The sequence below is a fragment of the Enterobacter sp. IF2SW-B1 genome (assembly GCF_001743375.1).
Lineage (GTDB): Bacteria > Pseudomonadota > Gammaproteobacteria > Enterobacterales > Enterobacteriaceae > Enterobacter > Enterobacter bugandensis.
In genome coordinates, this window is the sequence record NZ_MJAA01000003.1 from 315,869 (window position 1) to 339,733 (window position 23,865).

The following is a 23,865-nucleotide window of genomic DNA, read 5'->3' on the forward strand; positions in this document are numbered from 1 at the left end:
GCCCCGTTAGCGGGGCGATGGCGGGGACCTAAACGAATTTCGCCAGCGGGTCGGCGGCGGCAAAGGCGACCGTTTTGTCTGCTAATGGCGGATAGATCAGCTCATTCGTGATGGCGATTTTGATCTTCTTCGCCTCGTCGCGGACGGATTTGACGGCCTGTTCCCAGCCCTCGGTATAGACCGCACCCCACGCGCCTAAATCCAGGCAGGTAACATAGTTCACCTGACGATAAGGGTAAGGAGTAACGTTCAGCAGGCTGGCGGCAGCGTTATGACCGGCAAATTTCCCTAGCTGGATCGCGTGCTGGCAGGTCATCAGCGCCGTGTTGCCCGCATCGTCTGTTTTGGCGTGAGCCATATCGCCGGTGGCATAGACGTCAGGATGTGCGGGGACCTGCAACGTCTCTGTCACAACCAGGCGGCCCTGGCTATCGCGTTCACCGTCTATCTGCAGGCTGAGAGGATTTGCCTCGACGCCTGCGGTCCAGACGACGGTCGCAGCAGCAATACGTTCACCGTTTTTCAGCGTTACGCCGTGAGCATCAATGGCTTCAACTTCACTCTTCAGCCGCCATTCGACGCCCAGCGCCTCACTCGCCTCTGCAATCGTTTTACGCAATGCGTCGCTATAGCGGCCGCCAATGACTGGCCCTCTCTCAACTACGACTATTTTAATCTCCGTATTGTCGCCAAAACGGGCACGCAGTCGGGCAGGTAGCTCCGTTGCCAGCTCGATGCCGGTAAAGCCGCCTCCGCAGACTACCACGGTGTTGCGCTCGGGCGTGGAGGGACGTAACGCCAGTGAATCAAGGTGGCGCTCAAATACCTGTGCGGATTCCAGCTGGTCGATGTCAAAGGCATAGTCAGCCAGGCCGGCAATCGGTGGGCGTTTGGTCTGGCTGCCCGTAGCGAGGATCAGCCTATCGTAGGAAGCCGTAGCATGCGCGCCATTGGACATCCGGTATAAAACGGTTTTTGCCGTGGTATCAATTTGTTCCGCGTGTCCGGCAATGAATGTGATATCAAGCTCGGCAAACAGGTCAGTCAACGGGGCGACCAGCGTTGACACCTTCTCCTCATAGAAGCGTGGCCGAACGCGCAGTTCGGGTAAGGGGGCCAGAACCGCAATTTCCAGACTGTTATTACCCTGCTGCTCAGAGAGACGTGCCGCGCTCACGGCTGCCCACATACCCGCAAAACCACTGCCTACGATTAAAATCTGCTTTTTCATATTCGATCCTTTCTCCCGCCAGGCTTCATGCCTGACATAACTGCCACTATACTTGTCGGAGTTAACTCCGACAACTTCTTTCTGAGTTAAAAATCGTTATAATGCTCCGAACACTAATTCGGAGTTAACCATGGCGTTTTACAGTTCCGGTGTGGAATACGGCATTCACAGCCTGATGTGTATGGTGGATGCGAAGGGCAACGAGCGTGAGATGAGCGTCCGGGAGATGGCTGCCTTGCAGGGCGTGCCGTATGACTACCTCGGCAAAATCTTCACACGCCTGTCACGTGCCGGGCTGGTCATCAGTACGGAAGGCAAGGGCGGGGGCTTTAAGCTGGCGCGTCCGGCGGAGCTGATCAGCGTGCTGGATGTGGCGCATGCCATTGACGGCGAGAAAAACATGTTCGAATGTCGTGAAGTGCGCCAGCGGCTGGCCGTGTTTGATGAAGCACCGCCTGCCTGGGTCTGCGACGGGCCGTGCGGAGTACGTTCAGTCATGGATAGCGCGCAGCAGCGGATGGAAGAGGAGCTCGCGCGTCATACTATTCTCGACCTGGCGCGTAAAATGTACCGAAAAGCGCCGGACACCTTCCAGATTGAGGTTCAGGAGTGGATTTCAGTTCGTCGTTCGTCGTAGCAATGAGCCGGGTAAGGCGTAGCCACTACCCGGCAAAAGGTGTTTACGAGCGTAAGTCGATCACCATACGGCCACGGATCTGGCCCTGTTCCATCTCTTTAAAAATGGCGTTGATGTCCTCGATAGGACGCATCGTCACTTTCGGCACCACTTTGCCCTCGGCCGCAAACTGGAAGGCCTCCTGCAGATCCTGACGGGTGCCAACCAGCGAACCTACCACCTGAATACCGTCCAGCACCAGGCGCGGAATGTCCAGGCTCATCGCTTCCGGCGGCAGGCCAACGGCGACCACGCGGCCACCGGCACGCACGGCATCTACCGCCGAGTTGAAGGCCGCTTTTGCGACGGCGGTGACGACTGCGGCATGCGCGCCGCCGGTTTTTTCCTGCACAATCTTAGCGGCATCTTCGCTGCGTGAGTTGATGGTTAAATCCGCACCCATGCTCGCGGCCAGCTTCAGCTGTTCATCGTTAACGTCCAGAGCGATGACTTTGGCATTAAACACGTTTTTGGCGTACTGCAGCGCGAGGTTGCCCAGCCCGCCCAGACCGTAAATCGCGATCCACTGGCCCGGTTTTATGCCGGAGATTTTCACCGCTTTGTAGGTGGTGACACCGGCGCAGGTGATGCTGCTGGCCGCCGCCGAATCCAGACCATCCGGCACTTTTACCGCGTAATCCGCAGTGACGATGCACTCTTCCGCCATGCCGCCGTCAACGGAGTAACCGGCGTTTTTCACGTCACGGCACAGGGTTTCGTTACCGGTATTACAGTATTCGCAATGACCGCATCCTTCAAAGAACCAGGCCACGCTTGCGCGGTCGCCGACTTTCAGCGACGTCACGCCAGGGCCGACTTCTTTCACGATACCAATACCTTCATGGCCCAGGATTACCCCGGTCTTATCGCCAAAGTCACCGTTCTTCACGTGGAGGTCGGTATGGCATACACCACAGCACTCCATTTTCAGCAGGGCTTCCCCATGCTTAAGCGGGCGTAAGGTTTTTTCAGTGACATTGACCTGGTGATCCTGAGTAACAACAGCAGCCTTCATGTGTATCTCCTTGTTCATGATAAGAATCTGCATAGCAGGTGTAGTACCCCTTAAGGATTAATACATTAGCCTGGTAATGCAAGGCTGCGGCAACATAATGTCATCATTTGATTCGATTTCGGATTAAGAATACGGCGATCCTCTAATAATTAAGGGGGAAAATGCTGGCCCGGCGAGGCGCTCGCCGGGCGCAGATTTACAGCTGGGCTTCAATCTCCTCAATTTCTCTTCGCCATTGCGCCTGCAGCTGCGGCTTCTGATGTTTCGGCTTACGCGCCAGATCGTCTTCCAGCAGCGTTTCCAGCGCGATCAGCCGCTCCAGCAGATCGTCATACCGCGAGGGTTGAACCTCCCCAGCGGTGACGACGGGCGCGGCGGATGTCCCGAGCCCCGCGCTTTCACGCAGCCGCTCAAACACGGCTTCAGCATCGTGCCACTCGCTCAGCCAGCCGTCCTCAATCAGCCAGAAGCGGTTACAGCTTTGGCTAATTAACTGGCGATCGTGGCTGACCAGCAGCACGCCGCCTTCGAACTGTTGCAGCGTTTCCGCCAGTGACTCTTTGCCTTCCATGTCGAGATGGTTGGTGGGCTCATCCAGCATCAGCAGGCTGTAGCGGGCAAGCGTCAGCCCGACGAACAGCAGGCGAGAGCGCTCGCCGCCGCTGAGCGTGCTGACTTTTTGCCCGTGTCTCGCCCACGGGAACCCGGCGCTGATGAGCGCCATCTTCCTGTTTTGCGGGTCGGGAGCGAAAGGTTCCAGCGCGTCGAGCAGCGTGGCGTCATCCGGCAGTTGATGCAGCGTCTGGTCGTAGTAGCCCGGCGAGACGCGCGGATGGATTTTCAGCCCGCTGTCCGTCGGTTCATCCACAAAATGTCGCCAGATAAGCTTCATCAGCGACGATTTACCGCAGCCGTTACGACCGACAATTGCCACGCGATCGCCGCTTTTCAGCCGCGCCGTTTCGATGTTAAACAGTGGCGGTAGCCCGGGCGCAGGCGGGACGCTGAGGTTTTCCATCTCCAGCAGACGGTCCGCCCGCAGCGCGTCGCCGCGCAGGGTTAGCGTCCATGGACTGCCCGCCGTGAGCGCGGTCTGGCTTTCTTTGAGTCGTTCGACCTGTTTTTCCATCTGCTTGGCTTTGCGGGCCAGGTCTTCGTTGTCGTAAACCTTACCCCAGGTCGCCAGACGTTTGGCGCTGGCGGTCACGCGGTCGATCTCCTTTTGCTCCGCCTTGTGGCGCTGCGCATCGCTTTCGTCTTTTGCTGCAAGCGCTTTACGGGCGGCCGTGCAGGGAAGGGCAAAGTAGTGCAGCGTCTTATCACGCAGGATCCAGCTGCCGTTGGTGACGGCATCCAGCAGCTGTCTGTCGTGCGAAACCAGCACGAAGCTGCCTGACCAGTTCTGTAAAAAGTATTCCAGCCAGAGCATGGTCGGCAGATCCAAGTGGTTGCTGGGTTCATCCAGCAGGAGCAGATCCGGCTCGTGAATCAACGCCCGCGCCAGCAACAGGCGGGTGTGCTGTCCGCCGCTCAGGGTGGCGGATAGCAGCGTCATATCCTGCGGCGTGAAGCCCATGCTCGCCAGCAGCGTTTCAGCTTTCCAGCGCAGGCTGTCGTGCTCAGCTAAAGGCAGTTGCGCGAGTACGGCATCCAGCATAGTCAGCGGGAAAATGGCGTCCGGGAGATGTTGCTCCACGCGCGCCATCAGGCAGTGCCCGGCCAGCGCTACCGTTCCGGCGGCTGGGATATCTGTTCCGTCCAGCACCTTTAAAAGCGTACTTTTGCCGCAGCCGTTGTCGCCCAGCAGGCCGATGCGGTCGCCTTTTTTCAGCGTAAAGGAGAGTGAGTCGAAGAGCGTGCCAAACGCCGTATCAACGCGTAAAGATTGTGCAGTGAGTAAAGTGCTCATTGTTGCTTACCCAAGAGTTACAGGCATGTTTATGCCTCGTCAAACATCGCTGACGATAACTCAGTAAGCCCGAGAGAAGGGATTTCAGGGGTTGGTGTCTTCGCTCAAGCAGAAGTTATCGCAGCACGATACCGATAACGCTTGAGCTGGTGCGATCACCAAATGTATGTGAAACATTGAAAATTTCACGATACAGCATAATTGGCCTCCTTATATATTCAGTGGGTTAATGGATGAAAGGAGTGTAGCGGGGGAAAGGGGGTTTGGCTAGTGGGTATTCGATGGTGCGGTCTGTTGCCCCTCATCGTAACCCTCTCCCCAATGAGGAGAGGGAACGGTTCGGGCGCAGAATTAAATCGAGGTACGGCGATAGCTGCGGTATTCAGGCATCCAGAAGTTATCATCGATAGCCTGCTGCAGCGCGTCGGCAGAGGTTTTAACCGCCACGCCCTGCTGCTGCGCCATTTTACCCACCGCAAACGCGATAGCGCGCGACACCTTGTGAATGTCCTTCAGTTCCGGCAGCACCAGCCCTTCTCCGTTGTTGACCAGCGGCGAATAGCCCGCAAGGGTTTCGCTCGCTGACATCAGCATCTCATCGGTAATGCGGGATGCGCCGGAGGCGATCACGCCCAGACCAATGCCCGGGAAAATATAGGAGTTGTTGCACTGGGCGATCGGATAGGTTTTATCCTTCCATACCACCGGATCGAACGGGCTGCCGGTGGCAACCAGCGCGTTACCTTCGGTCCAGGCGATGATGTCCTGCGGCGTCGCTTCCACGCGGGAAGTCGGGTTAGACAGCGGCATCACGATAGGGCGCTCGCAGTGCTTGTGCATCTCGCGAATAATCTCTTCGGTGAAGAGACCGGTTTGCCCGGAAACACCGATCAGAATATCCGGCTTCACGTTGCGTACCACGTCCAGCAGGGAGAGCACTTCGTTGTCGGTGTCCCAGTTCTTCAGGTTCTCGCGCTTCTGCACCAGCTTGGTCTGGAACGGCAGCAGGTTCGGCATACCGTCGGTCAGCAGGCCGAAACGGTCAACCATGAAGACGCGGGAGCGGGCCAGCTCTTCGCTTAAGCCTTCGCGCTGCGTCTGGGCAATAATCTGCTCGGCGATGCCGCAGCCCGCAGAGCCTGCGCCCAGGAAGACGATTTTCTGGTAGCTCAGCTGGCTGCCGGCCGCGCGGCTGGCGGCGATAAGCGTGCCCACGGTCACCGCTGCGGTGCCCTGGATGTCGTCGTTAAAGGAGCAGATCTCATCGCGATAGCGGTTCAGCAGCGGCATCGCGTTTTTCTGCGCAAAGTCTTCAAACTGCAGCAGAACGTCCGGCCAGCGGTGCTTCACGGCCTGAATGAAATCGTCGACAAACTGATAGTACTCGTCGTCGGTAATGCGCGGATGACGCCAGCCCATGTACAGCGGATCGTTCAACAGTTGCTGGTTGTTGGTGCCGACATCCAGCACCACCGGCAGGGTGTACGCCGGGCTGATGCCGCCGCAGGCGGTGTAGAGAGAGAGTTTACCGATTGGGATCCCCATCCCGCCAATGCCCTGGTCGCCGAGGCCGAGAATACGTTCCCCGTCCGTCACCACAATCACTTTAATATTGTGGTTCGGCACGTTCTGCAGAATGTCGTCCATGTTGTGACGATTCTGATAAGAGATAAAGACGCCGCGTGAGCGACGGTAGATCTCAGAGAAGCGTTCGCACGCCGCACCCACCGTTGGGGTGTAGATCACCGGCATCATCTCTTCGAGATGGTTTTGCACCAGGCGATAGAAGAGGGTTTCGTTGGTGTCCTGGATGTTGCGCAGGTAGATGTGTTTGTCGATCTCGGTTTTGAAGCCCTGATACTGGATCCACGCGCGCTCTGCCTGCTCTTCAATGGTTTCAACCACTTCCGGCAGCAGGCCAAGCAGGTTAAAGCTGCTGCGCTCTTCCATGCTGAAGGCGCTGCCTTTGTTGAGCAGGGGGAATTCGAGTAAAACCGGGCCGGCATAAGGGATATATAAGGAACGATGTTTTTTCAGTTTGTTGTCCATGTCACTCACTCTTTTTTTGAAGATCCGTCCCTGACACTGCTGTTTGTCATCTTTCTGGCCTGTGCTACGGGGTGCGGTCGGGCGGTATTATAAAGGAGCTAAATATTAATTACCGCAACACATAAACAAAAACACCATCGGTTTTGCCGATGGTGTTCTGGATCTCAGTCTGGAACTTACTTGCCCGCGTGGCGTTTTCTGCCGGTGGCGTGAGTGACTTGCGTTTCATGGTCGCCTTCAATCACCACTTTACGCTGATTAGAAAGCTTGTAGTTCAGTCCCAGAATGTGGCGTGCCTGACGGTTCGATTTCATGTTAACTCCTCAATCCTGTTGATAGTTTTAAGGACCAGTTTGCTTTCGCAAACGAAATGTAACCCCTTAGGTTGCAGATCCAGCTTAGCAGGTTTTTTCAAAGGTGCGTTTTGCCCGCTGACGACGTAGTTAATGGTCTGCTGGTAGATGTCACTGAGGATGTCATTATCCGTGGATTCCACCCACTTGGTCAGTTCCATTAAAATGTCATCTTCAGTCACAGCACCGTGCTCGGCGTGAAGACCCTGCGCAATCGCGTTAACGAGTTCAGGTTGTGCTGCTGTGGTATTAGCCGGGTAATAAGTAAACATGCTGCCTCCGTGTCGTTGTCTGTTTAATGGTACGGCTCGCAAAAAATTTAATTCATAAACAGAATGGCAAATATTTCCCCGGTTGTGTCTCAGATTCATCTTAGAAATAAAAATGACATAAGTGCATGCTTTTATGCGCTTTTAAAACGGAGGGATATATTGGCGTGAGGCAGTGCGGATATTATGGCGGTGCTCCTGCTATGGCGGGAATATAGCAGGAGCCGTTTTTAAATTACCACTTCATTTCGCCGGTATTCACTTTGGCACTTAATTCCAGAGAGCTCTCTTCTGCCAGATCCGGATACTGTTTTTTCAGTGCACCGATGACGCCCGCAGAGTTTTTATGTGCCGACAACGCCTGTTCAAAATGCTGCAGATAGCCTCGGGTAAAATCAATAGCCCCGGTTCCGGACGGTGGCGTGCCCAGGTAGTGGCCTGGGATCACGCGTTCCGGCTTGTGCGCGGCCATGTTGTCCAGAGTCTGCTGCCACTGCTGACGGCGAGCCGGCGTCTGGGTATCAGCCGTCCAGACGTGAATCCCCCAGGAGACCCCGGTGCCGCCGAGGATGGTTTTCACGGACGGGATCCACACGTAGGCCGCATAGCTGTCCGGCTGCTCGATATCGACCTTTTCCCCGTCAATCATAAAGGTGGTGGAGGCGAGCACCTGCGGCACCACCAGTTCCGTTGGCGCGCCGTCTTTCATCTGCGGGCCCCAGAAGGCGAGCTTGGCGTCTTTGGTGGCCTTAATATGGTCAACCACCTGCTGCGTGGCCACCACTTTGGCATTCGGGAAGGCCTTCACCAGCGGCTGCAGGCCAAAATAGAAATCCGGATCGCCGGAGGTGATCACAATCTTATTCAGCGTTTTACCGCTGCGGCGAATTTTCTCTACCAGCGCTTCGCCATCCTTCACGCTGAACTGCGCGTCAAACAGCACCGCCTCTTTTGGGCCGGAAACGAGCGTGGAGGAGACCGCGAAAATGCCTTTATCCTGCGGGTTATAGGTATCAATCGTCAACGGCGCGGCAAAAACGGCCGGAGCGAAAAGAGTGGAAAGCAGGGCAATATGAGTGAGTTTCATGCTGTTGTCTCTGTTGTTCAGGAATGTCTCTATTGTACGGATATTCTCATTTGCCAGAATTCCTGAAACAAGACATGCTTAGTTTCATAAATCGAGCAGATGGAGCTTATATGGATCGCGTTATTGCCGCTCAGGTCTATAACCGGATATGCGAGCTGGGAAGCCTGAGCGCGGCGGCCCGCGCGCTGGGCATTTCCCGGCCGATGGTGAGCCGTTACCTTGAACAAATGGAGAAGTGGGCGGGGACGCGGCTGGTAAACCGCTCCACGCGCAAGTTGACGCTGACGGCGGCAGGGGAAAAGGTGCTGCAAAAAACGCGGACTCTCTCGCAGATCTCGCAGGAAATCGAAGGTCAGTCGGAAAAAGATCTGCCGTCCGGCACGCTGCGGGTAGCCTGCGCGCACTTTACCGCCATGCACCTGATTGCGCCGGTCCTGCCCGGCCTGCTCTCGCGCTACCCGCAGCTGCGCATTGAGCTGGACGTGAACAACCATCCGGTCAGCCTGGTGGGAGAGCGCATTGACGTCGCCGTGCGCATTACCGATAACCCGGAGCCCGGCATGATCGCCCGCCGGCTGGGGGAATGTCGATCGGTGCTCTGCGCCTCGCCGGCGTATCTGGCACAGCACGGCACGCCCGTCAGCCCCGAAGAACTGGCGCAGCATAACTGCCTGCACTACAGCTTTTTCGCCGGGCAGTCCTGGCACTTCCTGACGCCGGAAGGCGAAAGCCTGAGCGTGGCCGTCAGCGGCAACCTGAGCGCCAGTATCTCTTCACTGCTCATGAACGCGGCGATCGAGCACTGCGGCATCGCCATGCTGCCGGAGCGCGAAGCGCGCGCCGCGCTTGAGCAGGGATTACTGGTGCCGGTACTGGCGTCGCTGGAGCCGAAACCGCTTGCCATCCACGGCATTTATCAGTCACGGGAATACCAGCCTGCCGCGCTGCGCGTGTTTCTTGACGAACTGTCCCGCCACCTTGCCTGAGGGGCGATTATTTTGCCTTTAGCCAGGGAGAGGCCGTGCTCCAGAAAATAATATCGGCCCCGAGATAATTTTCGCCGAAGCGGACAAACTCGGCTTTGGTGAACGGTTTTCCGGTCTGAGGATCCTTATAGGTCAGAGTCGGCTCCTGAACCGCCATGGCAATGAGCGGCAGCGCCTGTTTATTTTTATGGAAGAAGGGATAGGCATTCTTCATGTGCGCCTTGCGGTTGGGCACAATGTCCGGGCCGCCCAGGCCGATATTGTTGGCGCTGGCATACGCAAAAAGACGTCCCATATAGTTGTGGTCGTTATCCCACTCGCACGGCCAGAAGTTCACGTACTGCACCACATGTGATTTCTGAAAAACCTTGCGCGCAAAGGCCAGATTTTCCATCTCACCCGCGAAATAGCTATCGCAGGTGAAGCCCGCTGGCGGATTTTTCTCGTCAATATCAATCGCGGTTTCAGGCAGGTTTACGCCATACACCTCACCATCAAAGCGTTTTGCGAGCGCTGCCAGCAGTGCCTGGTAGCGCTGGCGCACCGTGGGGTCCCACTGACGCGCTACCCATCCCGCGCCGACAGGCTTGCCCTCGCCGGGGTTATCAAACTGCGGCGCAATCCCGCCGCTGTATTGCTTATCGTGCATCAGATAGTCCGGAACGTAGCGGGCGTCCGGCTCAAAGAAACGATCCTGGATCTGAATAAAGAGTTTTTTCCGGGCAGCCTTAAGACGCGCCAGATCCTGCTCAATCCGCGAGAAGTCATAGCTGTCCTTCTCGGGTTCAAGCTGGCGCCAGTTGTACACGATCTGCACGCCGCCGATGTCGCCACGCGCAACCAGCGGGAGCGCCGCGTCGAGGTCGCCTGAGCTGGTATAGATAAAGTTTTCCGGCGTTTTGGCCAGTGAAGAAAGAGAGAGAGCCAGCGTGGCTACCGCGACGGCCATCCTGATTTTTAGCGTCATATCATTATCCTTGTTGTCGGTACAGCAGGTGAAAGACACGGAATCGTCTGTGTTCCAGGGCGTGTCAGATGCGTAGTCTATACTTAACCCTTTGTAAGCCAAAAGGAGAGCAAGAATGACGATTCATAAGCACGGTTCGGCACACTGGTCTGGCGACATTAAGCGCGGGAAAGGAACGGTTTCCACCGAGAGCGGCGTTCTCAACCAACAGCCTTACGGCTTTAACACCCGCTTTGAGGGTGAAAAGGGGACCAACCCGGAAGAGCTGATCGGCGCGGCACATGCGGCTTGTTTTTCCATGGCGCTGTCGCTGATGCTGGGTGAAGCGGGCTATACCGCTGATTCGATTGATACGACCGCGGACGTCTCTCTGGATAAAACCGACGGCGGCTTTGCCATCACTAAGGTTGCGCTGCAAAGTAAGGTCACCGTACCGGGCATTGCGCCACAGCAGTTTGACGGCATTATTCAGAAAGCCAAAGCGGGCTGTCCGGTGTCGCAGTTGCTCAAGGCCGAAATTACCCTGGACTATAAGCTTAACTAAATCACAGCCGGGTTTGCGCCCGGCTATCCCTTCAGCGCGGCGGGGAACACCTCCGCCAGCCAGGCGATAAACACCTTCAGTCTGTGCGTTAAATGCCGGTTCTGCGGGTAGACCACGTGAAACGGGTACGCGGCAGGCTGCCAGTCACCCAGAATCGCCACCAGCGCTCCCGTCTGCAAATAGGTCTTAGCTGAATACTCAAAGGTTTGAACGATCCCCAGACCCGCCGCGGCAGCCGCCAGATGAGCGTTACTTTCATTGACGCCGAGATAGTGCGGAATAGTGATTTCCAGCGCCTCGCCGTTCTGTCGGAAGCGAAACGGAAACGGCCGCCCGGTGACGGGAGAGAGATAACTAACAAGCTTGTGGCCGTTGCGCAGCTCCTGCGGATAGGCCGGAACGCCGTGGTTTTTAAGGTAACCCGGCGTCGCGCAGGTGACCATCTGAGCGTCACCGAGATGACGGGCGATAAGCGTTGAATCGTTCAGCGGGCCGCCGCGGATCACGCAGTCTACGTTACCGCTGATAAGATCGACCGGACGATCGGCCACGCCAAGATCGATACGGATATCCGGGTAGCGCTGCATAAAATCCGGCAGCAGGGGGATGAGCACGTCCCGTGCGGTGGAACCGCCCACGTCAACCCGCAAATGTCCCTTGGGCGTCGCGCGGGAAACGCGAAACGAGGTGTCGATATCTTCGATATCAATCAGCACCCGGCGCGCTTTTTCATAGTATTCCAGCCCTTCAGGCGTCGTGACCACCCGACAAGTCGTCCGGTGAAGGAGACGTATCGCCAGGTGCGCCTCAAGGGATTTAACCAGTTTGCTCAGCGTGGCGATCGGCATATTCAGCGAGTCCGCCGCGCGGGTAAAGCTGCCGGATTCCACCACCCGCGTGAAGGCGCGCATCGCCATGAGCTGATCCATGATGACCCCTGATTATTTCCATGGGTGAATAGTCATTTTCATTTTTGCCCATTTTTCATAAATGTCGCAAGGGATAAAGTCTGTCCAACGCAAACACAAAAAGGTAAATGACATGAACACGACTCTCTCAGGAAAAATTGCACTGGTCACCGGCGGCAGCACCGGTATTGGTCTTGCCACGGCGCAGGAGCTGGCGGCACAGGGCGCGAAGGTGTACATCACCGGGCGTCGTCAGGCCGAACTTGACGCCGCGGTAGCAGAGATTGCTTCTGACGCAGTGGGCATTCGCGCGGACGTCTCTAAGCTTGCCGATCTGGATGCGGTTTATTCCCGGATAGCAAAAGAAGAAGGCCGTCTCGATATTCTGTTCGCCAATGCGGGTGGCGGCGATATGCTGCCGCTGGGCGCGATCACCGAAGAACAGTTTGACCGGATTTTTGGCACCAACGTTCGCGGGGTGCTGTTCACGGTGCAGAAGGCGCTGCCGCTATTATCAACCGGCTCGTCGATCATTCTGACCGGCTCGACGGTGTCGATTAAGGGGACGGCCAACTTCAGCGTCTACAGCGCCAGTAAGGCCGCGGTGCGTAACTTTGCCCGCTCCTGGGCGCTGGATTTGCAGGGCCGTGGGATCCGCGTCAATGTCGTAAGCCCGGGCCCGATCAAAACGCCTGGTTTAGGGGATCTGGTGCCGGAAGAACACCGCCAGGGGCTGTACGACGCGCTGGCCGCGCAGGTGCCGCTCGGACGTTTAGGCGCGCCGGGCGAGGTGGGTAAAGCGGTGGCGTTTCTGGCCTCCGACGCGGCCAGCTTTATCAACGCCACCGAGTTGTTTGTGGACGGCGGGATGGCGCAAATTTAACCCAGGCTGCGCCAGCAGCGAACGTGACGGCCCTCGCGAGAGGGCTGTAGCGGCTGAGGATGTTCGCACCCCTGCGCGGCCATCGGGCAGCGGTCGCGGAAAAAACAACCTTCGGGCAGGTGACGGTTGCCGGGAAGCTCCGTTTTGCGTAACGCCAGCGTTTCATCCAGCGGCTCTCCGGTGCGAGGAACCGAATCAAGCAGCAGGCGGGTATAGGGATGGCGCGGTTCGCCAAGTACCTGCGCGGCGCTGCCCAGCTCCACAATCTGTCCGAGATACATCACCGCCACGCGGTCGCTCATGTGTCTGACCACCGAGACGTTATGCGAGATCAGTACGTAGGTCAGATTACGCTGCTGCTGTAGCGTCACCAGCAGGTTGAGGATTTGCGCCTGCACGGAGATATCCAGCGCGCTGGTGGGTTCATCGAGCACGATGATATCCGGGTCGGACGAAAGTGCCCGGGCGATGGCAATGCGCTGGCGCTGTCCGCCGGAGAAGGCGTGTGGAAGGCGGTCGAGATATTCCGGGCGAATGCCCACCAGCAGCGCCAGATCCGCCGCCAGCTGACGGCGCTCGCGCTCGCTGCTGCGTTTTTGCACCCACATCGGCTCGGTAATGATGCGCCAGACCGGCAATCGCGGGTCGAGCGAGGAGAGCGGATCCTGAAACACCATCTGCATGCCACCGGCGTGGTGGGCACGCTGGCATGCGCCGGTGCTGGGTTTAAGCATCCCCATCAGCAGCTGCGCCAGCGTGCTTTTCCCACAGCCGGATTCCCCGACAACGCCCAGCGTTTCGCCCCGACGGATCTGGAGATCCAGCCCGTTGAGCGCATGGACCCGTTCCGTCACGCGGCCCAGCCAGTTTTTGCGCGCCGCAAAGTTCACGTGCACGCTATCCAGTTCCAGCAGTACATCAGACATGGTGTTTCTCCCGTTGTGGATACCAGCAGGCAGCCTGTTGGCCCTCAGCGCCATGCGGCTGCAGGCGCGGCGTTTCGCTGCATTTTGCCCCCGCGGCAAAGCAGCGCTCGCGGAAAGCGCACCCCTGCGGAAGCTGGCTCAGGTTGGGCACAGTGCCGGGGATGGCGGGAAGCAGGTCGCGCGGCTGGCCGTTTTCCGGCGCGCACCGCAGCAGGCCGATAGAATAGGGATGCACAGGGCGGTGGATCAGCGTTTGCGTGGCGCCGCTCTCTATCACGCTGCCCGCATACATTACGTACATTCTGTCACAGAGCTGGGACACTACGGCCATATCATGGCTGATAAACAGCACCGAGGTGCCGCTGGCCTTCGCCTTATGCTTCAGCAACCGCAGCACCTGGAGCTGAACGGTCACGTCCAGCGCGGTGGTCGGTTCGTCGGCGATGATCAGCTCCGGCTCGCAGGAGAAGGCAAGGGCGATCATCACCCGCTGGCGCATGCCGCCGGAGAGTTCAAACGGATAACGCGCCATGACCTCCTTCGCGTCCGGTATTTGCATCTCTTCCAGCAGGGCGATCGCCTTCTGCTGCGCCTCGCGCCGGGAAAGCGGCTGATGCTGGCGGATCACCTCCACCATCTGTTTGCCAATCCGCCGCGTCGGGTTGAGGGCGGTCATGGGCTCCTGAAAAATCATCGCCACTCTAGCGCCGCGCCACTGGCGAAGCTGTTTCTCGGACGCCGTCAGGACGTTTTCACCGAGTAATCTCACCTGACCGTGATGAATACGGTAGCTGCCCTCTGGCAGCAGGCGCATGGCGAGCATGGCGGTAACGGATTTGCCCGACCCTGATTCGCCCACCACGCCGACAATTTCGCCCCTGCCGATCTCCAGCGAAACGTGGTTCAGCGCATGAACCTCCCCGCGAAAAACCGGGAAGCTCAGGTGCAGGTCTTCAATATTGAGTACCGGTTCGGTCATTACTGTTTGCCTCCTGACTTCGGATCCAGCAGATCGCGGATACCGTCGCCAAACAGATTAAAGCCCACGGCGGTAATCAAAATTGCCGCACCGGGAAAGGCGCAGTACCACCACTGGTCCAGGACGTAGTTACGGCCCACGGCCACCATCGCGCCCCATTCGGCGGTGGGCTGCTGCGCGCCCAGGCCAATAAACCCCAGCGTGGCGGCCATCAGAATGGCGCTGCCGATATCCAGCGATGCCTGCACGATCAGTGGCGGCAGGGCGTTGCGCAGGATATGCCAGCGGATCAAATGCCAGCGGGAGGCGCCAAAGGTGCGGGCGGCCTGCACGTAGGTGAACTGACGCACCACCAGGGTTTGCCCGCGCGCCAGCCGCACGTAGAACGGTATGCGGACAATCGCAATCGCCAGCATGGCGTTAAACAGGCTCGGACCGAGCGCGGCGGCCAGCGCCATGGTCAGCACCAGAGAAGGAATGGAGAGCATAATGTCCATCACCCGCATGATGACGGCGTCGCCGCGCCCGCCCAGTACGCCGGACAAACAGCCCAGCAGCGAGCCAATGCCGCCCGCAATCACCACCACCGCCAGCCCGGCGGTAATCGACTGCTGGCTGCCCGTCAGCACACGGCTGAACAGGTCGCGTCCCACCTCATCGGTGCCAAACCAGTGTTGCGCAGAAGGTGCCTGCAGGCGGGCGGTGAGATCCAGCGCGTTCGGGTCATGCGGCACTATCCACGGCGAGGTCACCATCAGCAAAAGCATCGCGATCATAATGACGCCGCCGACAATCGTGAGCGGGCTTTGGCGCAGCATCCAGAACAGCTTTGCCCAGTTGATGCGTTGTCTGGCGGTTTTCACCGGGACGGGTGTTTCCTGCGTTAACATCATTCGGCACCTCCGCGCCCGATTCGCGGGTCAATCCACAGGTAAAGCAGATCGACCACCAGATTAACCAGCACGTAGGCCAGCGAAACGACGACGGCAAAGCCCATCACCGCCGGGAAGTCCAGCGCCTGAATGGACGTCACCACCCAGGCGCCCATACCAGGCCAGGCAAAGACGGTTTCGGTCAGGACGGCGCCGTAAAGAAGGTCGCCCAGCGCCAGTCCGAGCACGGTAATGGACGGGATCATCGCATTCGGCAGGGCGTAACGCAGGACGATGTACCAGCCGGGCAGCCCGCTGGCGCGTGCGGTGCGGATGTAGTCCTCGCTAAGCTGCTCCAGCATTGCCGAGCGCACCTGGCGCGCCACGATGCCCAGGTGAACAAACGCCAGCGTCAGTGAGGGCAAAATCAGGTGCTGCAGCGCGTTGAAAAAGACTTCACTGTTGCCTTCCAGCAGGGCGTCCAGCAGATAAAACCCGGTGACGTGCGTCGGCGGATCGAGCCAGTCGTCCAGCCTGCCGCCGCCCGGCAGAATCTGCAGATGCCCGTAGAACAGGACAATCACGCCCAGTCCAAGCCAGAATGCAGGCGTGGAAATCCCGGTCATCGCCATTAAACGCACCAGGTGATCCAGCCAGCGGTTGCGGTACACCGCCGACAAAATCCCCAGCGGCACGCCGATAACCAGCGCCAGCAGCAAAGAACAAAAGGCCAGCTCCAGCGTGGCGGGGAAAAAGGCCTTCAGGTCTTCCGCAACCGGGCGTCCGGTACGGATGGATGTGCCTAAATCACCGTGGGCCAGGGCGTCCACGTAGCGGCCAAACTGCACATACAGCGGCCGATCCAGCCCCAGCTGCTGGCGAATGTTCTGCACGATTTCGTCGCTGGCGCGATCGCCCGCCAGCAGACGCGCCGGGTCGCCGGGGATCATGTGTGAAATAATAAAGGTAATAATACAGACACCGGCCACCACCAGGAGTAACCCCCAGCAGCGCTGGCGCACGATGCTCCAGAACGTCATACGCTTTCCCCCGACGAGAACCGTTATTTACTCATGGTGGCGATGTTGAACACCTGCTCGAGCATTGGATTAAAGGTGAAGCCTTTGACTTCTTTGTTCATCGCCAGCTGGTAGTTCTTCTGGAATAGATAGACGTATGCCGCTTCGTCAATCACCACCTTTTGCGCCTGCTGGTAATTTTTGGTGCGTTCCGCCTGGTCGGTGGTTTTCAGCGCGGCCTGCAGCAGCGAATCCACCTCTTTGTTCTCATAGAACGAGCGGTTGCCCGGCAGCCCTTTTTTGTCCGATTCGAACCAGTAGTTCATGAACATGTACGGGTCGGCAAAGTCTGGGCTCCAGTTGCCGATGGCAATGTCGTAATCGCCTTTACCGACGCGGTCGCGCATGGTGGCATTGGCCAGTTTTTCCAGCTTGACGTTAATGCCGATCTTGCCAAGGCTCGCCTGAGTGGAGAGGGCGATAGGCTCCCAGTTCGGATCGTTGTCCGAGTAAAGGAAGGTCAGGCTGGCGGGTTTGTCTTTGACCTTCTCCAGCGCCGCTTTGGCTTTGGCCTCGTCGAAGCTGTACTGCATTGCCGCGGCGTCAAAGCCCCACATGCCTTCCGGGATCGGGCCGCGCATCTGCTTGCCGTTGCCGCTCAGAATGCCTTTTACCATTCCCTGATAGTCCGTCGCCCAGGAGATGGCCCGGCGTAAATCCACCTGATTGAGCGGCGCTTTGCTGTTGTTGAGATAGAGATAGGTCACGCGCAGGGAGGGGTATTCCGCGACGGCGACTTTGCCTTCCTGCTTCAGGGCCGCAAGCTGATCGACCGGCAGGGAGTCGGCAATGTCCAGATCGCCGCGGGAAAGCTGCAGTCGGCGTGAAGCGCTCTCGCCGATAATTTTCACCGAGACGCGCTTAAAGTGCGGCTTGTCGCCCGGCCAGTGAGGGTTCGGGACCAGGATCAGCTGCTGGCCTTTCTGCCAGCTCTTCAGCATAAACGGCCCGGAACCGGCGGTATTTTGCGCCAGAAAACCGCGCGCGTCGTCCGAGGCATTGGCCTTCAGCACCGCCGGGTTAATGATGGACGCCCCGTCGTTTGCCAGCGTGTAGAGGAAAGGCGCGAACGGCTGGCTGAGGGTGAATTTCACCGTGTGGTCATCGACGGCATCAATTTTCAGATCTTTCGGGAAGGCTTCAGACGGCCCCTGGCCGAGCTTCAGCAGGCGCTCAAAGGAGAGTTTGACCGCTTCGGCGGTGACCAGCGTGCCGTCGGAGAATTTGGCGTTATCCGTCAGGGTAAAGGTCCACTCTTTCTGGTCGTCGGACGCCTTCCAGCCCGTCGACAGATCGCCCTCCACCTCGGTAGAGCCGGGCTTGTACTTGACCAGACGCTGGTAGGACGGATAGGTGACGGTCCAGTCGTTGTTATCGATGGTGATGGCAGGGTCGAGCGTTTGCGGGTCGGCGGCTTTACCGATCGCCAGCATGTCTTTCGGGACGGCGGCCAGCGCCAGCGGGGCGCTCAACGCCAGCGTGGCGGCAATCAGAGTCGTGAGAAGCGATGTTTTCATGGCAGTGCTCCAGGTTAAAGAGAGGTGTGCGTCAGGGGAAAACAGGCAAAACGGTCATCAAGCAGCGGGTAGCTGGCGGCGTTCGGCAGTTCGAAGTGCCACCATTCGCTGCTAATCCCCACAAAACCGCCGCCGAACATGATGGCATTCAGCAGCAGACGGTTGCGCTGGGCGTGCGGCGCTACGGAGGGGTGATACGGATGCGAACGGTCATGCATTTCGTCAAAACCGGCGCCCATATCCAGCACGCTGTTATGCTCGTCCATCAGCGTGACGTCGATGGCCGTACCGCGGCTGTGATTGGAGCCAATTGCCACGTCGACCACATACTCCGGGTTCGGGCAGGCGTCCCACAGCTGGGCCTGCGCCTGCTGCGGCCGGTAGGCGTCGTACACCACCAGCTTCAGCCCGGCCAGGGCGGCAATGCTGATGGCTTTTGCCAGCGCGGTGGCGGCGTCGGAATGCAGCAGGCACAGCGCCTCCTGATAGATCGGCCTGCCGGTGATGTTGTCGGCGGTGGCGTACTTCAGATCGATATGCAGCGTGGGAAACGTCTTCGCCACGTCAATCAGTTCACTCTCATCGGGCATAGCTCCGCTCCTTTAGCGTTCGAATTGACCAAACTCTTGTTGTAATTGTCGGTTTACCGCCAGACGCGCCGGGAGCGCATCACCCAGCGCTTCCACCACGCCCGACAGCAGCAGGTTGAACAGACAGCTCACGGGGGCAAGCGAATCCCAGAAATGACCGGTATCGGTTTTCACCTGCAGTAAATCCATCGGGTAATCCCGCGCCCACGGGCACCAGATGTCGGTGATTAAGGCCAGCGGGATCCCTTTTTCGCTCGCCACGCGGCAGTACTGGCGGGCCATCGTGGAATAGGTTCGCGTATCGGTCAGCACAACGTAAGGGTGCGAAAACCCGGAGTTGAGGGATTCCACCCAGCTGCCGGACGCGCCTTCGGAATAGCTCACGCGCGGGCGAAGGTACTCGAGATGGCTGAAGAAGGCGTTGGCGATCCCGCGCGTGGACTGGATCCCCAGCACAAACACCGCGTCGGCGTGGGCCAGGTTGTGCACCACCTGACGGAAGGCATCCGTTTGCGCCAGCTGATACACCTGCGTAATGGCGTCCACCTCCAGCGACAGGGCATGCTGAAGGCGGTTGGGCAGGGGGCGCTGCTGCTGCCAGGAGTCCAGCCGCTCGTTCATGCCCCAGGGCTGATACGGATCGCGCAGGCTCTTTTTGACATCTTCCAGGTTGCGATACCCCAGCTTGCGCAGGAAGCGTCCGACGGTGATCCCGCTGGTCCCGCTCGCCAGACCGACGCTTTCCGCGGTTTCAAACGGGATTTGTGCGGCGTGCGCCAGCAGCCAGCTCCCGACCCGCTTTTCGCTGGGAGTGAGCTGGCTGAACGTCGCTTCGATACGGCTCAACATCTCGGGTTTCGTCGTCATACCGCCTCGCTGTTAACTGGCTGTCAAAAGCTGGATTTGTGTTACCGGGTTAACAATGCACGACGCGTGCCATGTTCACGGTGAGGTAAAAACCCGCCGTGCTGTTAATTTCACGCAAAATTTAGTTAACCAATGATCAACATTTGTGCAGCGTAGTTCACTTTTGGTGCAGCGGCTGACGCGGCAGGTATGAATTTGATGAATACGTCAGTCCGTTCACATTTTTGATAAGATAAAAGGACAGTGAACATAAAAGGGATCCCGGCATGGCGAATTTGCCCTGGCGAATCAGCGTGCGCCTGACGGCGCTTGCAAAGAAAACAGGGATGGTCGTGGGGATCGTCCTGGTCGTCCTGTTGGCAGTGCGGGTGTTTCTCTCGCAGCAGGGGCCGGACCTGCACCTCTGGCACACCTGGCGGGCGAACGAGATGTCCGTGCGTGAACTCAATAACGCCAACTTTGCCGGGTATGTTGCCCGGGAAAACGCCATTTTCGCCGAGCTTGATAGGGCGGTGACGGCGAAAACAGCGGGCGAGGAACAAACGCCGCTAAACCGCTATTATCGCCAGAGCCTGGTTTGGCCGGGACAGTTCACGCCCGATGCCAACCGTTCATTTGTGCTGATGCCAGCAGGAAAACCCCGTGGCGCGGTGGTATTGCTGCACGGGCTGACGGACTCGCCTTACAGCGTCAGGCACCTTGCCGAAAATTATCAGCAGCACGGCTTTGTGGCCGTGGTTCCGCGCCTGCCCGGACACGGCACCGCGCCCGGCGCGCTGACCGACGTTGACTGGGAGATGTGGCTCGCGGCGACGCGTCTTGCCGTGCGGGAAGCCACGCGCCTGACGAGAGATAACGTGCCGCTGCATCTGGTGGGGTACTCCAACGGCGGGGCGCTGGCGATGAAATATGCTCTCGATGCGCTGGATTCCTCTGCGCTTCGTCGACCGCAGCAGGTAATCCTGCTCTCACCGATGATCGGCGTGACGGCCTTTGCGCGCTTTGCCGGTTTTGCGGGGCTACCCGCGCTGCTGCCGCCGTTTGCCAAAGCGGCGTGGCTGAATATCTCCCCGGAATATAACCCGTATAAATACAACTCGTTCCCGGTGAACGCCGCCCGCCAGTCGTGGCTGCTGACGAAGGCCCTGCAGGAGCAGATTGGCCGCGAGGCGCGGGAGAACAGGCTGGTGAATTTGCCGCCTGTGCTGGCGTTCCAGTCGGTCATGGATTCTACGGTCAGCACCCGCGCGGTGGTGACCGGCCTGTTTGACCAGCTTCCGGCAAACGGCAGCGAGCTGGTGGTGTTTGATATCAATCAGGCGGCCAGCTTCCGTCCGCTGTTCAAGCCGTCGTCGTGGACGGCAACCTCGGCGCTGCTGCCGGTTGCGCAGAGACGTTACGGTGTCACGATTATTACCAATGCGGACGCACACAGTTTCTCGACGGTGGCGAAAACAACGCCAGCAGGCAGCACGCGGGAGACGGTTGTGCCGCTTGTGCAGACCTGGCCGCAGGATGTCTATTCCTTGTCGCATATCGCCGTGCCGTTCCCGCCGGATGACGATCTCTATGGCCGTGAGCCTGGGGTGAAAAACCGCTACGGGATAAGCCTGGGGACAATTGCGCTGTGGGGAGAAACGTCCGTGTTGAGCGTCGGAAAAGAGGCGCTGATGCGGGTCACCTCGAACCCGTTTTACGACTATATGCAGGAGAGGATCGACAGCAGGATTGGCGATGGGGAAAAGTAATGTTCCCTTGTGGCGTGAATATGTTAGGTCGCATTGATTAAGTATGTTACATAGTAGCTTCAAGGCACCTCTCATCATCATTGGAACCCCTTTTTGTGCTGACGACGCTGATCTACCGAAGCCAGTTGAATTTATCCCGCCCGTCCACAGAACTGCGGGAGCTGGTGGAGCGCGCCAGAGGCCGCAACACAAAACTGGATATTACCGGCGTCCTCCTGGCAAAAGGGAATGACGTTCTGCAGATCCTCGAAGGTTCGGAAGAGAGTGTGGTCAAACTGTTCCACACCATCCGTGAGGACAAGCGGCACAGTGGGGTGGTTGAACTGCTGCGGGACTATGGTCCGCGCAGACGCTTCGAAAACGTCGGTATGCTTCTGTTCGACCTGCAAACGCAGTCGCCGAAAGAGGTGCTGCAGTCGGTGCTGCGCTACAGCAAGCTGGACAGCTATCTGACATCTGATGACCGGGTGTTCAAATTTATTCAGACCTTTATAACCGGTAAACGTCCGGCCCCGTCGGGGACGCGTTACACCTCGGACAAATGGACGCTCTCGACCGAAGCGCTACCCTTTGGCGAACATCTGGGCCTGATTGCCGGGCAAACCTGCCAGTTTGCGCTGCAGCCAATTGTCGAGCCCTCGGAAGGGAAAATCAGCTCCCTTGAGGCGCTTATCCGTAGCAATGACGGCGGCAGCCCGGAACATTTCTTCAGCTCCCTGGACCCGGCGAAAATCTATGAAGTCGATCTCCAGACGAAAGCGTATGCCTTCGCGCTGGCGGAAAAACTGGGCATTGGTAGCCATAAAATCGCGGTAAACCTGCTGCCCATGTCGCTGGTGAATGTCCCTGGCGCGGTGGAATTTTTGGTCGATGAGATTAAAAAACATGGCCTTCAGCCGGAGCAGGTGGTCATTGAAGTCACTGAAAACGAGATGATCTCCGGGTTCAACCAGTTTAACAGCGCCATCAAGCGGCTTCGCGGTGAGGGGGTAGGCCTGGCGATCGATGATTTTGGCTCGGGCTATGCCGGGCTTTCGTTGTTGACCCGCTTCCAGCCGGATAAAATCAAAATCGACCGCGAAATCATCAGCGATATCCACCTCAGCGGCCCGAAGCAGGCGATTGTGCGCTCCATCATCAGCTGCTGCTCCGATCTTGAAATTACCCTGGTGGCCGAAGGGATCGAGAAAATAGAGGAGTGGTGCTGGCTCGAATCTGCCGGGATCCGCCGCTTCCAGGGCTTCCTGTTTGCCCGTCCGCAGCTTAACGGCGTTGGCGATATTCGCTGGCCGCATCTGAGGCGTTAGGCAATTTTCCTCCCGCGTTATTTCCCCTTTTCCCTGCCTGTGCTTAAATAGCTAAAACGGTTTAACATAGTTTAGCTAAGAGGGTCACATGGAAAAAATCTGGGTACTTGGCGATGCGGTGGTGGATTTATTGCCCGATGGCGAAGGGAAATTACTGCAGTGCCCCGGTGGCGCACCGGCAAACGTCGCGGTGGGCATTGCCCGGCTGGGGGGCAAAAGCGCGTTTATCGGCAGGGTTGGCGACGATCCTTTCGGGCGCTTTATGGCGAAAACGCTCGCTGACGAGCGGGTCGACGTGAAGCATATGCGCCTTGACCCGGCCCACCGTACCTCTACGGTGGTGGTGGATCTGGACGACCACGGCGAACGCTCGTTTACCTTCATGGTGCGCCCGAGCGCCGATCTGTTTCTTGAACCCGCTGACCTGCCGACGTTCAGCGCGGGCGAGTGGCTGCACGTCTGTTCCATCGCGCTAAGCGCAGAGCCGAGCCGCTCGGCGACCATTCAGGCGATGGCCGACATTCGGGAAGCGGGAGGCTACGTGAGCTTCGACCCCAATATTCGCCCGGATCTCTGGCCGGATGAGAACGCGCTGCGTCGCTGCCTGGAACAGGCCCTGCAGAGCGCCGACGTGGTCAAGCTCTCCGTTGAGGAACTGGCATTTTTAACCGGCGATGCGGATGTAAGAGAAGGTCTGAACACGCTGATGGAGCGCTGCCCGGCGCGCCTGGTGCTGGTCACCCAGGGAAAAGAGGGCGTTATCGCCTGGCATCAGGGCGCGGTGAAACACTATCCGGCTACCCCTGTGCAATGTGTCGATACCACTGGCGCAGGCGATGCCTTCGTCGCCGGGCTGCTCTTCGGGCTGGCCGCCGGTCAGGAGCTGGTTCCGGCAATCGCCTTAGCCCAGCGCTGTGGCGCGTTAGCCACCACGGCAAAGGGGGCGATGACCGCGTTGCCCTGGCAGCACGACCTGTAATCCTTCCTTCACTGGCCGCCGTCCGGCGGCCTGAATTGTCGCCTCGATCACACTTACTAAAACGGTTTAGCAAAAAAGATTGCCGATCCAAAATTCCCGGGTTTAGTATCAGCAGCCTAAACCG

22 protein-coding genes and 1 pseudogene are annotated in these 23,865 nt (G+C 58.4%); 7 read left to right on the top strand and 16 right to left on the bottom strand.

Annotated elements, in window-relative coordinates; genetic code table 11:
* Positions 1-28: 28 nt before the first annotated feature.
* Positions 29-1,231, bottom strand: coding sequence for an NAD(P)/FAD-dependent oxidoreductase (locus A6013_RS09140; protein ID WP_069732916.1), 1,203 nt, complete (start codon positions 1,229-1,231; stop codon positions 29-31).
* A 130-nt stretch (positions 1,232-1,361) separates the two neighbouring features.
* Between A6013_RS09140 and A6013_RS09145 the strand changes: the two genes are divergently transcribed.
* A complete protein-coding gene (locus A6013_RS09145; RefSeq protein ID WP_028013240.1) occupies positions 1,362-1,868 on the top strand; it encodes an Rrf2 family transcriptional regulator in 507 nt (168 codons plus the stop codon).
* Positions 1,869-1,911: 43 nt separating this feature from the next.
* On the opposite strand, the gene adhP is transcribed toward A6013_RS09145, so the two are convergent.
* The 6 genes and pseudogenes from adhP to A6013_RS09175 all read right to left on the bottom strand — a co-directional run bounded on the left by adhP (position 1,912) and on the right by A6013_RS09175 (position 8,589).
* Positions 1,912-2,922: an alcohol dehydrogenase AdhP gene (adhP, locus tag A6013_RS09150; RefSeq protein WP_041909867.1), complete on the bottom strand. Its 1,011-nt coding sequence runs from the start codon at positions 2,920-2,922 to the stop codon at positions 1,912-1,914.
* 196 nt (positions 2,923-3,118) lie between these two features.
* The gene (locus tag A6013_RS09155) at positions 3,119-4,831 is read right to left on the bottom strand and encodes an ABC-F family ATP-binding cassette domain-containing protein (protein WP_069732917.1); all 1,713 of its coding nucleotides are present in this window, start codon (positions 4,829-4,831) and stop codon (positions 3,119-3,121) included.
* Positions 4,832-5,182: 351 nt separating this feature from the next.
* On the bottom strand, positions 5,183-6,880 hold the full coding sequence (locus A6013_RS09160) for an NAD-dependent malic enzyme (protein WP_028013235.1): 1,698 nt from the start codon (positions 6,878-6,880) through the stop codon (positions 5,183-5,185).
* A 176-nt stretch (positions 6,881-7,056) separates the two neighbouring features.
* The gene (gene sra, locus A6013_RS09165; protein WP_008501714.1) at positions 7,057-7,194 is read right to left on the bottom strand and encodes a stationary-phase-induced ribosome-associated protein; all 138 of its coding nucleotides are present in this window, start codon (positions 7,192-7,194) and stop codon (positions 7,057-7,059) included.
* Between the two features lie 98 nt (positions 7,195-7,292).
* Positions 7,293-7,505, bottom strand: a pseudogene (gene bdm, locus A6013_RS09170) (biofilm-dependent modulation protein); the annotation flags it as partial.
* Between the two features lie 232 nt (positions 7,506-7,737).
* Positions 7,738-8,589, bottom strand: coding sequence for a Vmh family MBL fold metallo-hydrolase (locus tag A6013_RS09175; protein ID WP_049138013.1), 852 nt, complete (start codon positions 8,587-8,589; stop codon positions 7,738-7,740).
* A 110-nt stretch (positions 8,590-8,699) separates the two neighbouring features.
* Between A6013_RS09175 and A6013_RS09180 the strand changes: the two genes are divergently transcribed.
* Positions 8,700-9,575, top strand: coding sequence for a LysR family transcriptional regulator (locus A6013_RS09180; protein ID WP_047365094.1), 876 nt, complete (start codon positions 8,700-8,702; stop codon positions 9,573-9,575).
* A gap of 7 nt (positions 9,576-9,582) precedes the next feature.
* Here A6013_RS09180 and A6013_RS09185 read toward each other — a convergent pair whose 3' ends face one another.
* The gene (locus A6013_RS09185; protein ID WP_048958278.1) at positions 9,583-10,542 is read right to left on the bottom strand and encodes a hypothetical protein; all 960 of its coding nucleotides are present in this window, start codon (positions 10,540-10,542) and stop codon (positions 9,583-9,585) included.
* Between the two features lie 115 nt (positions 10,543-10,657).
* On the opposite strand from A6013_RS09185, the gene A6013_RS09190 reads away from it, so the two are divergent.
* On the top strand, positions 10,658-11,086 hold the full coding sequence (locus tag A6013_RS09190) for an OsmC family protein (RefSeq protein WP_028013230.1): 429 nt from the start codon (positions 10,658-10,660) through the stop codon (positions 11,084-11,086).
* A gap of 23 nt (positions 11,087-11,109) precedes the next feature.
* On the opposite strand, the gene A6013_RS09195 is transcribed toward A6013_RS09190, so the two are convergent.
* A complete protein-coding gene (locus tag A6013_RS09195; RefSeq protein WP_069732918.1) occupies positions 11,110-12,015 on the bottom strand; it encodes a LysR family transcriptional regulator in 906 nt (301 codons plus the stop codon).
* 112 nt (positions 12,016-12,127) lie between these two features.
* On the opposite strand from A6013_RS09195, the gene A6013_RS09200 reads away from it, so the two are divergent.
* The gene (locus tag A6013_RS09200) at positions 12,128-12,877 is read left to right on the top strand and encodes an SDR family NAD(P)-dependent oxidoreductase (protein ID WP_048999630.1); all 750 of its coding nucleotides are present in this window, start codon (positions 12,128-12,130) and stop codon (positions 12,875-12,877) included.
* Here A6013_RS09200 and A6013_RS09205 read toward each other — a convergent pair.
* The 7 genes from A6013_RS09205 to A6013_RS09235 are packed head-to-tail and all read right to left on the bottom strand — an operon-like array spanning position 12,874 to position 19,707.
* Positions 12,874-13,803 carry an ABC transporter ATP-binding protein gene (locus tag A6013_RS09205; RefSeq protein WP_069732919.1) on the bottom strand — a complete coding sequence of 310 codons (930 nt, stop codon included), beginning with the start codon at positions 13,801-13,803 and terminating at the stop codon, positions 12,874-12,876. The two genes, A6013_RS09200 and A6013_RS09205, sit on opposite strands and share 4 nt — an antisense overlap.
* Positions 13,796-14,782: an ABC transporter ATP-binding protein gene (locus tag A6013_RS09210; protein ID WP_069732920.1), complete on the bottom strand. Its 987-nt coding sequence runs from the start codon at positions 14,780-14,782 to the stop codon at positions 13,796-13,798. Before A6013_RS09210 ends, A6013_RS09205 begins: the two co-directional genes overlap by 8 nt.
* On the bottom strand, positions 14,782-15,675 hold the full coding sequence (ddpC, locus tag A6013_RS09215; RefSeq protein WP_041909883.1) for a D,D-dipeptide ABC transporter permease: 894 nt from the start codon (positions 15,673-15,675) through the stop codon (positions 14,782-14,784). Before ddpC ends, A6013_RS09210 begins: the two co-directional genes overlap by 1 nt.
* Positions 15,672-16,694, bottom strand: a complete 1,023-nt coding sequence (locus tag A6013_RS09220) for an ABC transporter permease (RefSeq protein ID WP_069732921.1) — start codon at positions 16,692-16,694, stop codon at positions 15,672-15,674. The genes ddpC and A6013_RS09220 overlap by 4 nt, the downstream gene beginning before the upstream one ends.
* Positions 16,695-16,717: 23 nt before the next feature.
* Positions 16,718-18,250, bottom strand: a complete 1,533-nt coding sequence (locus A6013_RS09225) for an ABC transporter substrate-binding protein (RefSeq protein WP_069732922.1) — start codon at positions 18,248-18,250, stop codon at positions 16,718-16,720.
* A gap of 14 nt (positions 18,251-18,264) precedes the next feature.
* On the bottom strand, positions 18,265-18,840 hold the full coding sequence (ddpX, locus tag A6013_RS09230) for a D-alanyl-D-alanine dipeptidase (RefSeq protein WP_069732923.1): 576 nt from the start codon (positions 18,838-18,840) through the stop codon (positions 18,265-18,267).
* 12 nt (positions 18,841-18,852) lie between these two features.
* Complete coding sequence (locus tag A6013_RS09235) at positions 18,853-19,707, bottom strand: MurR/RpiR family transcriptional regulator (RefSeq protein ID WP_045630451.1); 855 nt, start codon at positions 19,705-19,707, stop codon at positions 18,853-18,855.
* Between the two features lie 266 nt (positions 19,708-19,973).
* Here A6013_RS09235 and A6013_RS09240 point away from each other — a divergent pair, with 266 nt between their 5' ends.
* The 3 genes from A6013_RS09240 (at position 19,974) to A6013_RS09250 (ending at position 23,741) form a co-directional block, all read left to right on the top strand.
* Positions 19,974-21,455 carry a carboxylesterase gene (locus tag A6013_RS09240; protein WP_069732924.1) on the top strand — a complete coding sequence of 494 codons (1,482 nt, stop codon included), beginning with the start codon at positions 19,974-19,976 and terminating at the stop codon, positions 21,453-21,455.
* Positions 21,456-21,550: 95 nt separating this feature from the next.
* Positions 21,551-22,762: a diguanylate phosphodiesterase gene (locus A6013_RS09245; protein ID WP_069732925.1), complete on the top strand. Its 1,212-nt coding sequence runs from the start codon at positions 21,551-21,553 to the stop codon at positions 22,760-22,762.
* A gap of 88 nt (positions 22,763-22,850) precedes the next feature.
* Positions 22,851-23,741, top strand: coding sequence for an aminoimidazole riboside kinase (locus tag A6013_RS09250; protein WP_069732926.1), 891 nt, complete (start codon positions 22,851-22,853; stop codon positions 23,739-23,741).
* Positions 23,742-23,865: the final 124 nt, after the last annotated feature.

What these genes read in the sequence shown, in the direction of transcription:
- A6013_RS09140 (WP_069732916.1), bottom strand. Translation starts at nt 1,231, where the DNA reads ATGAAAAAGCAGATTTTAATCGTAGGCAGTGGTTTTGCGGGTATGTGG.
- A6013_RS09145 (WP_028013240.1), top strand. Translation starts at nt 1,362, where the DNA reads ATGGCGTTTTACAGTTCCGGTGTGGAATACGGCATTCACAGCCTGATG.
- adhP (WP_041909867.1), bottom strand. Translation starts at nt 2,922, where the DNA reads ATGAAGGCTGCTGTTGTTACTCAGGATCACCAGGTCAATGTCACTGAA.
- A6013_RS09155 (WP_069732917.1), bottom strand. Translation starts at nt 4,831, where the DNA reads ATGAGCACTTTACTCACTGCACAATCTTTACGCGTTGATACGGCGTTT.
- A6013_RS09160 (WP_028013235.1), bottom strand. Translation starts at nt 6,880, where the DNA reads ATGGACAACAAACTGAAAAAACATCGTTCCTTATATATCCCTTATGCC.
- sra (WP_008501714.1), bottom strand. Translation starts at nt 7,194, where the DNA reads ATGAAATCGAACCGTCAGGCACGCCACATTCTGGGACTGAACTACAAG.
- A6013_RS09175 (WP_049138013.1), bottom strand. Translation starts at nt 8,589, where the DNA reads ATGAAACTCACTCATATTGCCCTGCTTTCCACTCTTTTCGCTCCGGCC.
- A6013_RS09180 (WP_047365094.1), top strand. Translation starts at nt 8,700, where the DNA reads ATGGATCGCGTTATTGCCGCTCAGGTCTATAACCGGATATGCGAGCTG.
- A6013_RS09185 (WP_048958278.1), bottom strand. Translation starts at nt 10,542, where the DNA reads ATGACGCTAAAAATCAGGATGGCCGTCGCGGTAGCCACGCTGGCTCTC.
- A6013_RS09190 (WP_028013230.1), top strand. Translation starts at nt 10,658, where the DNA reads ATGACGATTCATAAGCACGGTTCGGCACACTGGTCTGGCGACATTAAG.
- A6013_RS09195 (WP_069732918.1), bottom strand. Translation starts at nt 12,015, where the DNA reads ATGGATCAGCTCATGGCGATGCGCGCCTTCACGCGGGTGGTGGAATCC.
- A6013_RS09200 (WP_048999630.1), top strand. Translation starts at nt 12,128, where the DNA reads ATGAACACGACTCTCTCAGGAAAAATTGCACTGGTCACCGGCGGCAGC.
- A6013_RS09205 (WP_069732919.1), bottom strand. Translation starts at nt 13,803, where the DNA reads ATGTCTGATGTACTGCTGGAACTGGATAGCGTGCACGTGAACTTTGCG.
- A6013_RS09210 (WP_069732920.1), bottom strand. Translation starts at nt 14,782, where the DNA reads ATGACCGAACCGGTACTCAATATTGAAGACCTGCACCTGAGCTTCCCG.
- ddpC (WP_041909883.1), bottom strand. Translation starts at nt 15,675, where the DNA reads ATGATGTTAACGCAGGAAACACCCGTCCCGGTGAAAACCGCCAGACAA.
- A6013_RS09220 (WP_069732921.1), bottom strand. Translation starts at nt 16,694, where the DNA reads ATGACGTTCTGGAGCATCGTGCGCCAGCGCTGCTGGGGGTTACTCCTG.
- A6013_RS09225 (WP_069732922.1), bottom strand. Translation starts at nt 18,250, where the DNA reads ATGAAAACATCGCTTCTCACGACTCTGATTGCCGCCACGCTGGCGTTG.
- ddpX (WP_069732923.1), bottom strand. Translation starts at nt 18,840, where the DNA reads ATGCCCGATGAGAGTGAACTGATTGACGTGGCGAAGACGTTTCCCACG.
- A6013_RS09235 (WP_045630451.1), bottom strand. Translation starts at nt 19,707, where the DNA reads ATGACGACGAAACCCGAGATGTTGAGCCGTATCGAAGCGACGTTCAGC.
- A6013_RS09240 (WP_069732924.1), top strand. Translation starts at nt 19,974, where the DNA reads ATGGCGAATTTGCCCTGGCGAATCAGCGTGCGCCTGACGGCGCTTGCA.
- A6013_RS09250 (WP_069732926.1), top strand. Translation starts at nt 22,851, where the DNA reads ATGGAAAAAATCTGGGTACTTGGCGATGCGGTGGTGGATTTATTGCCC.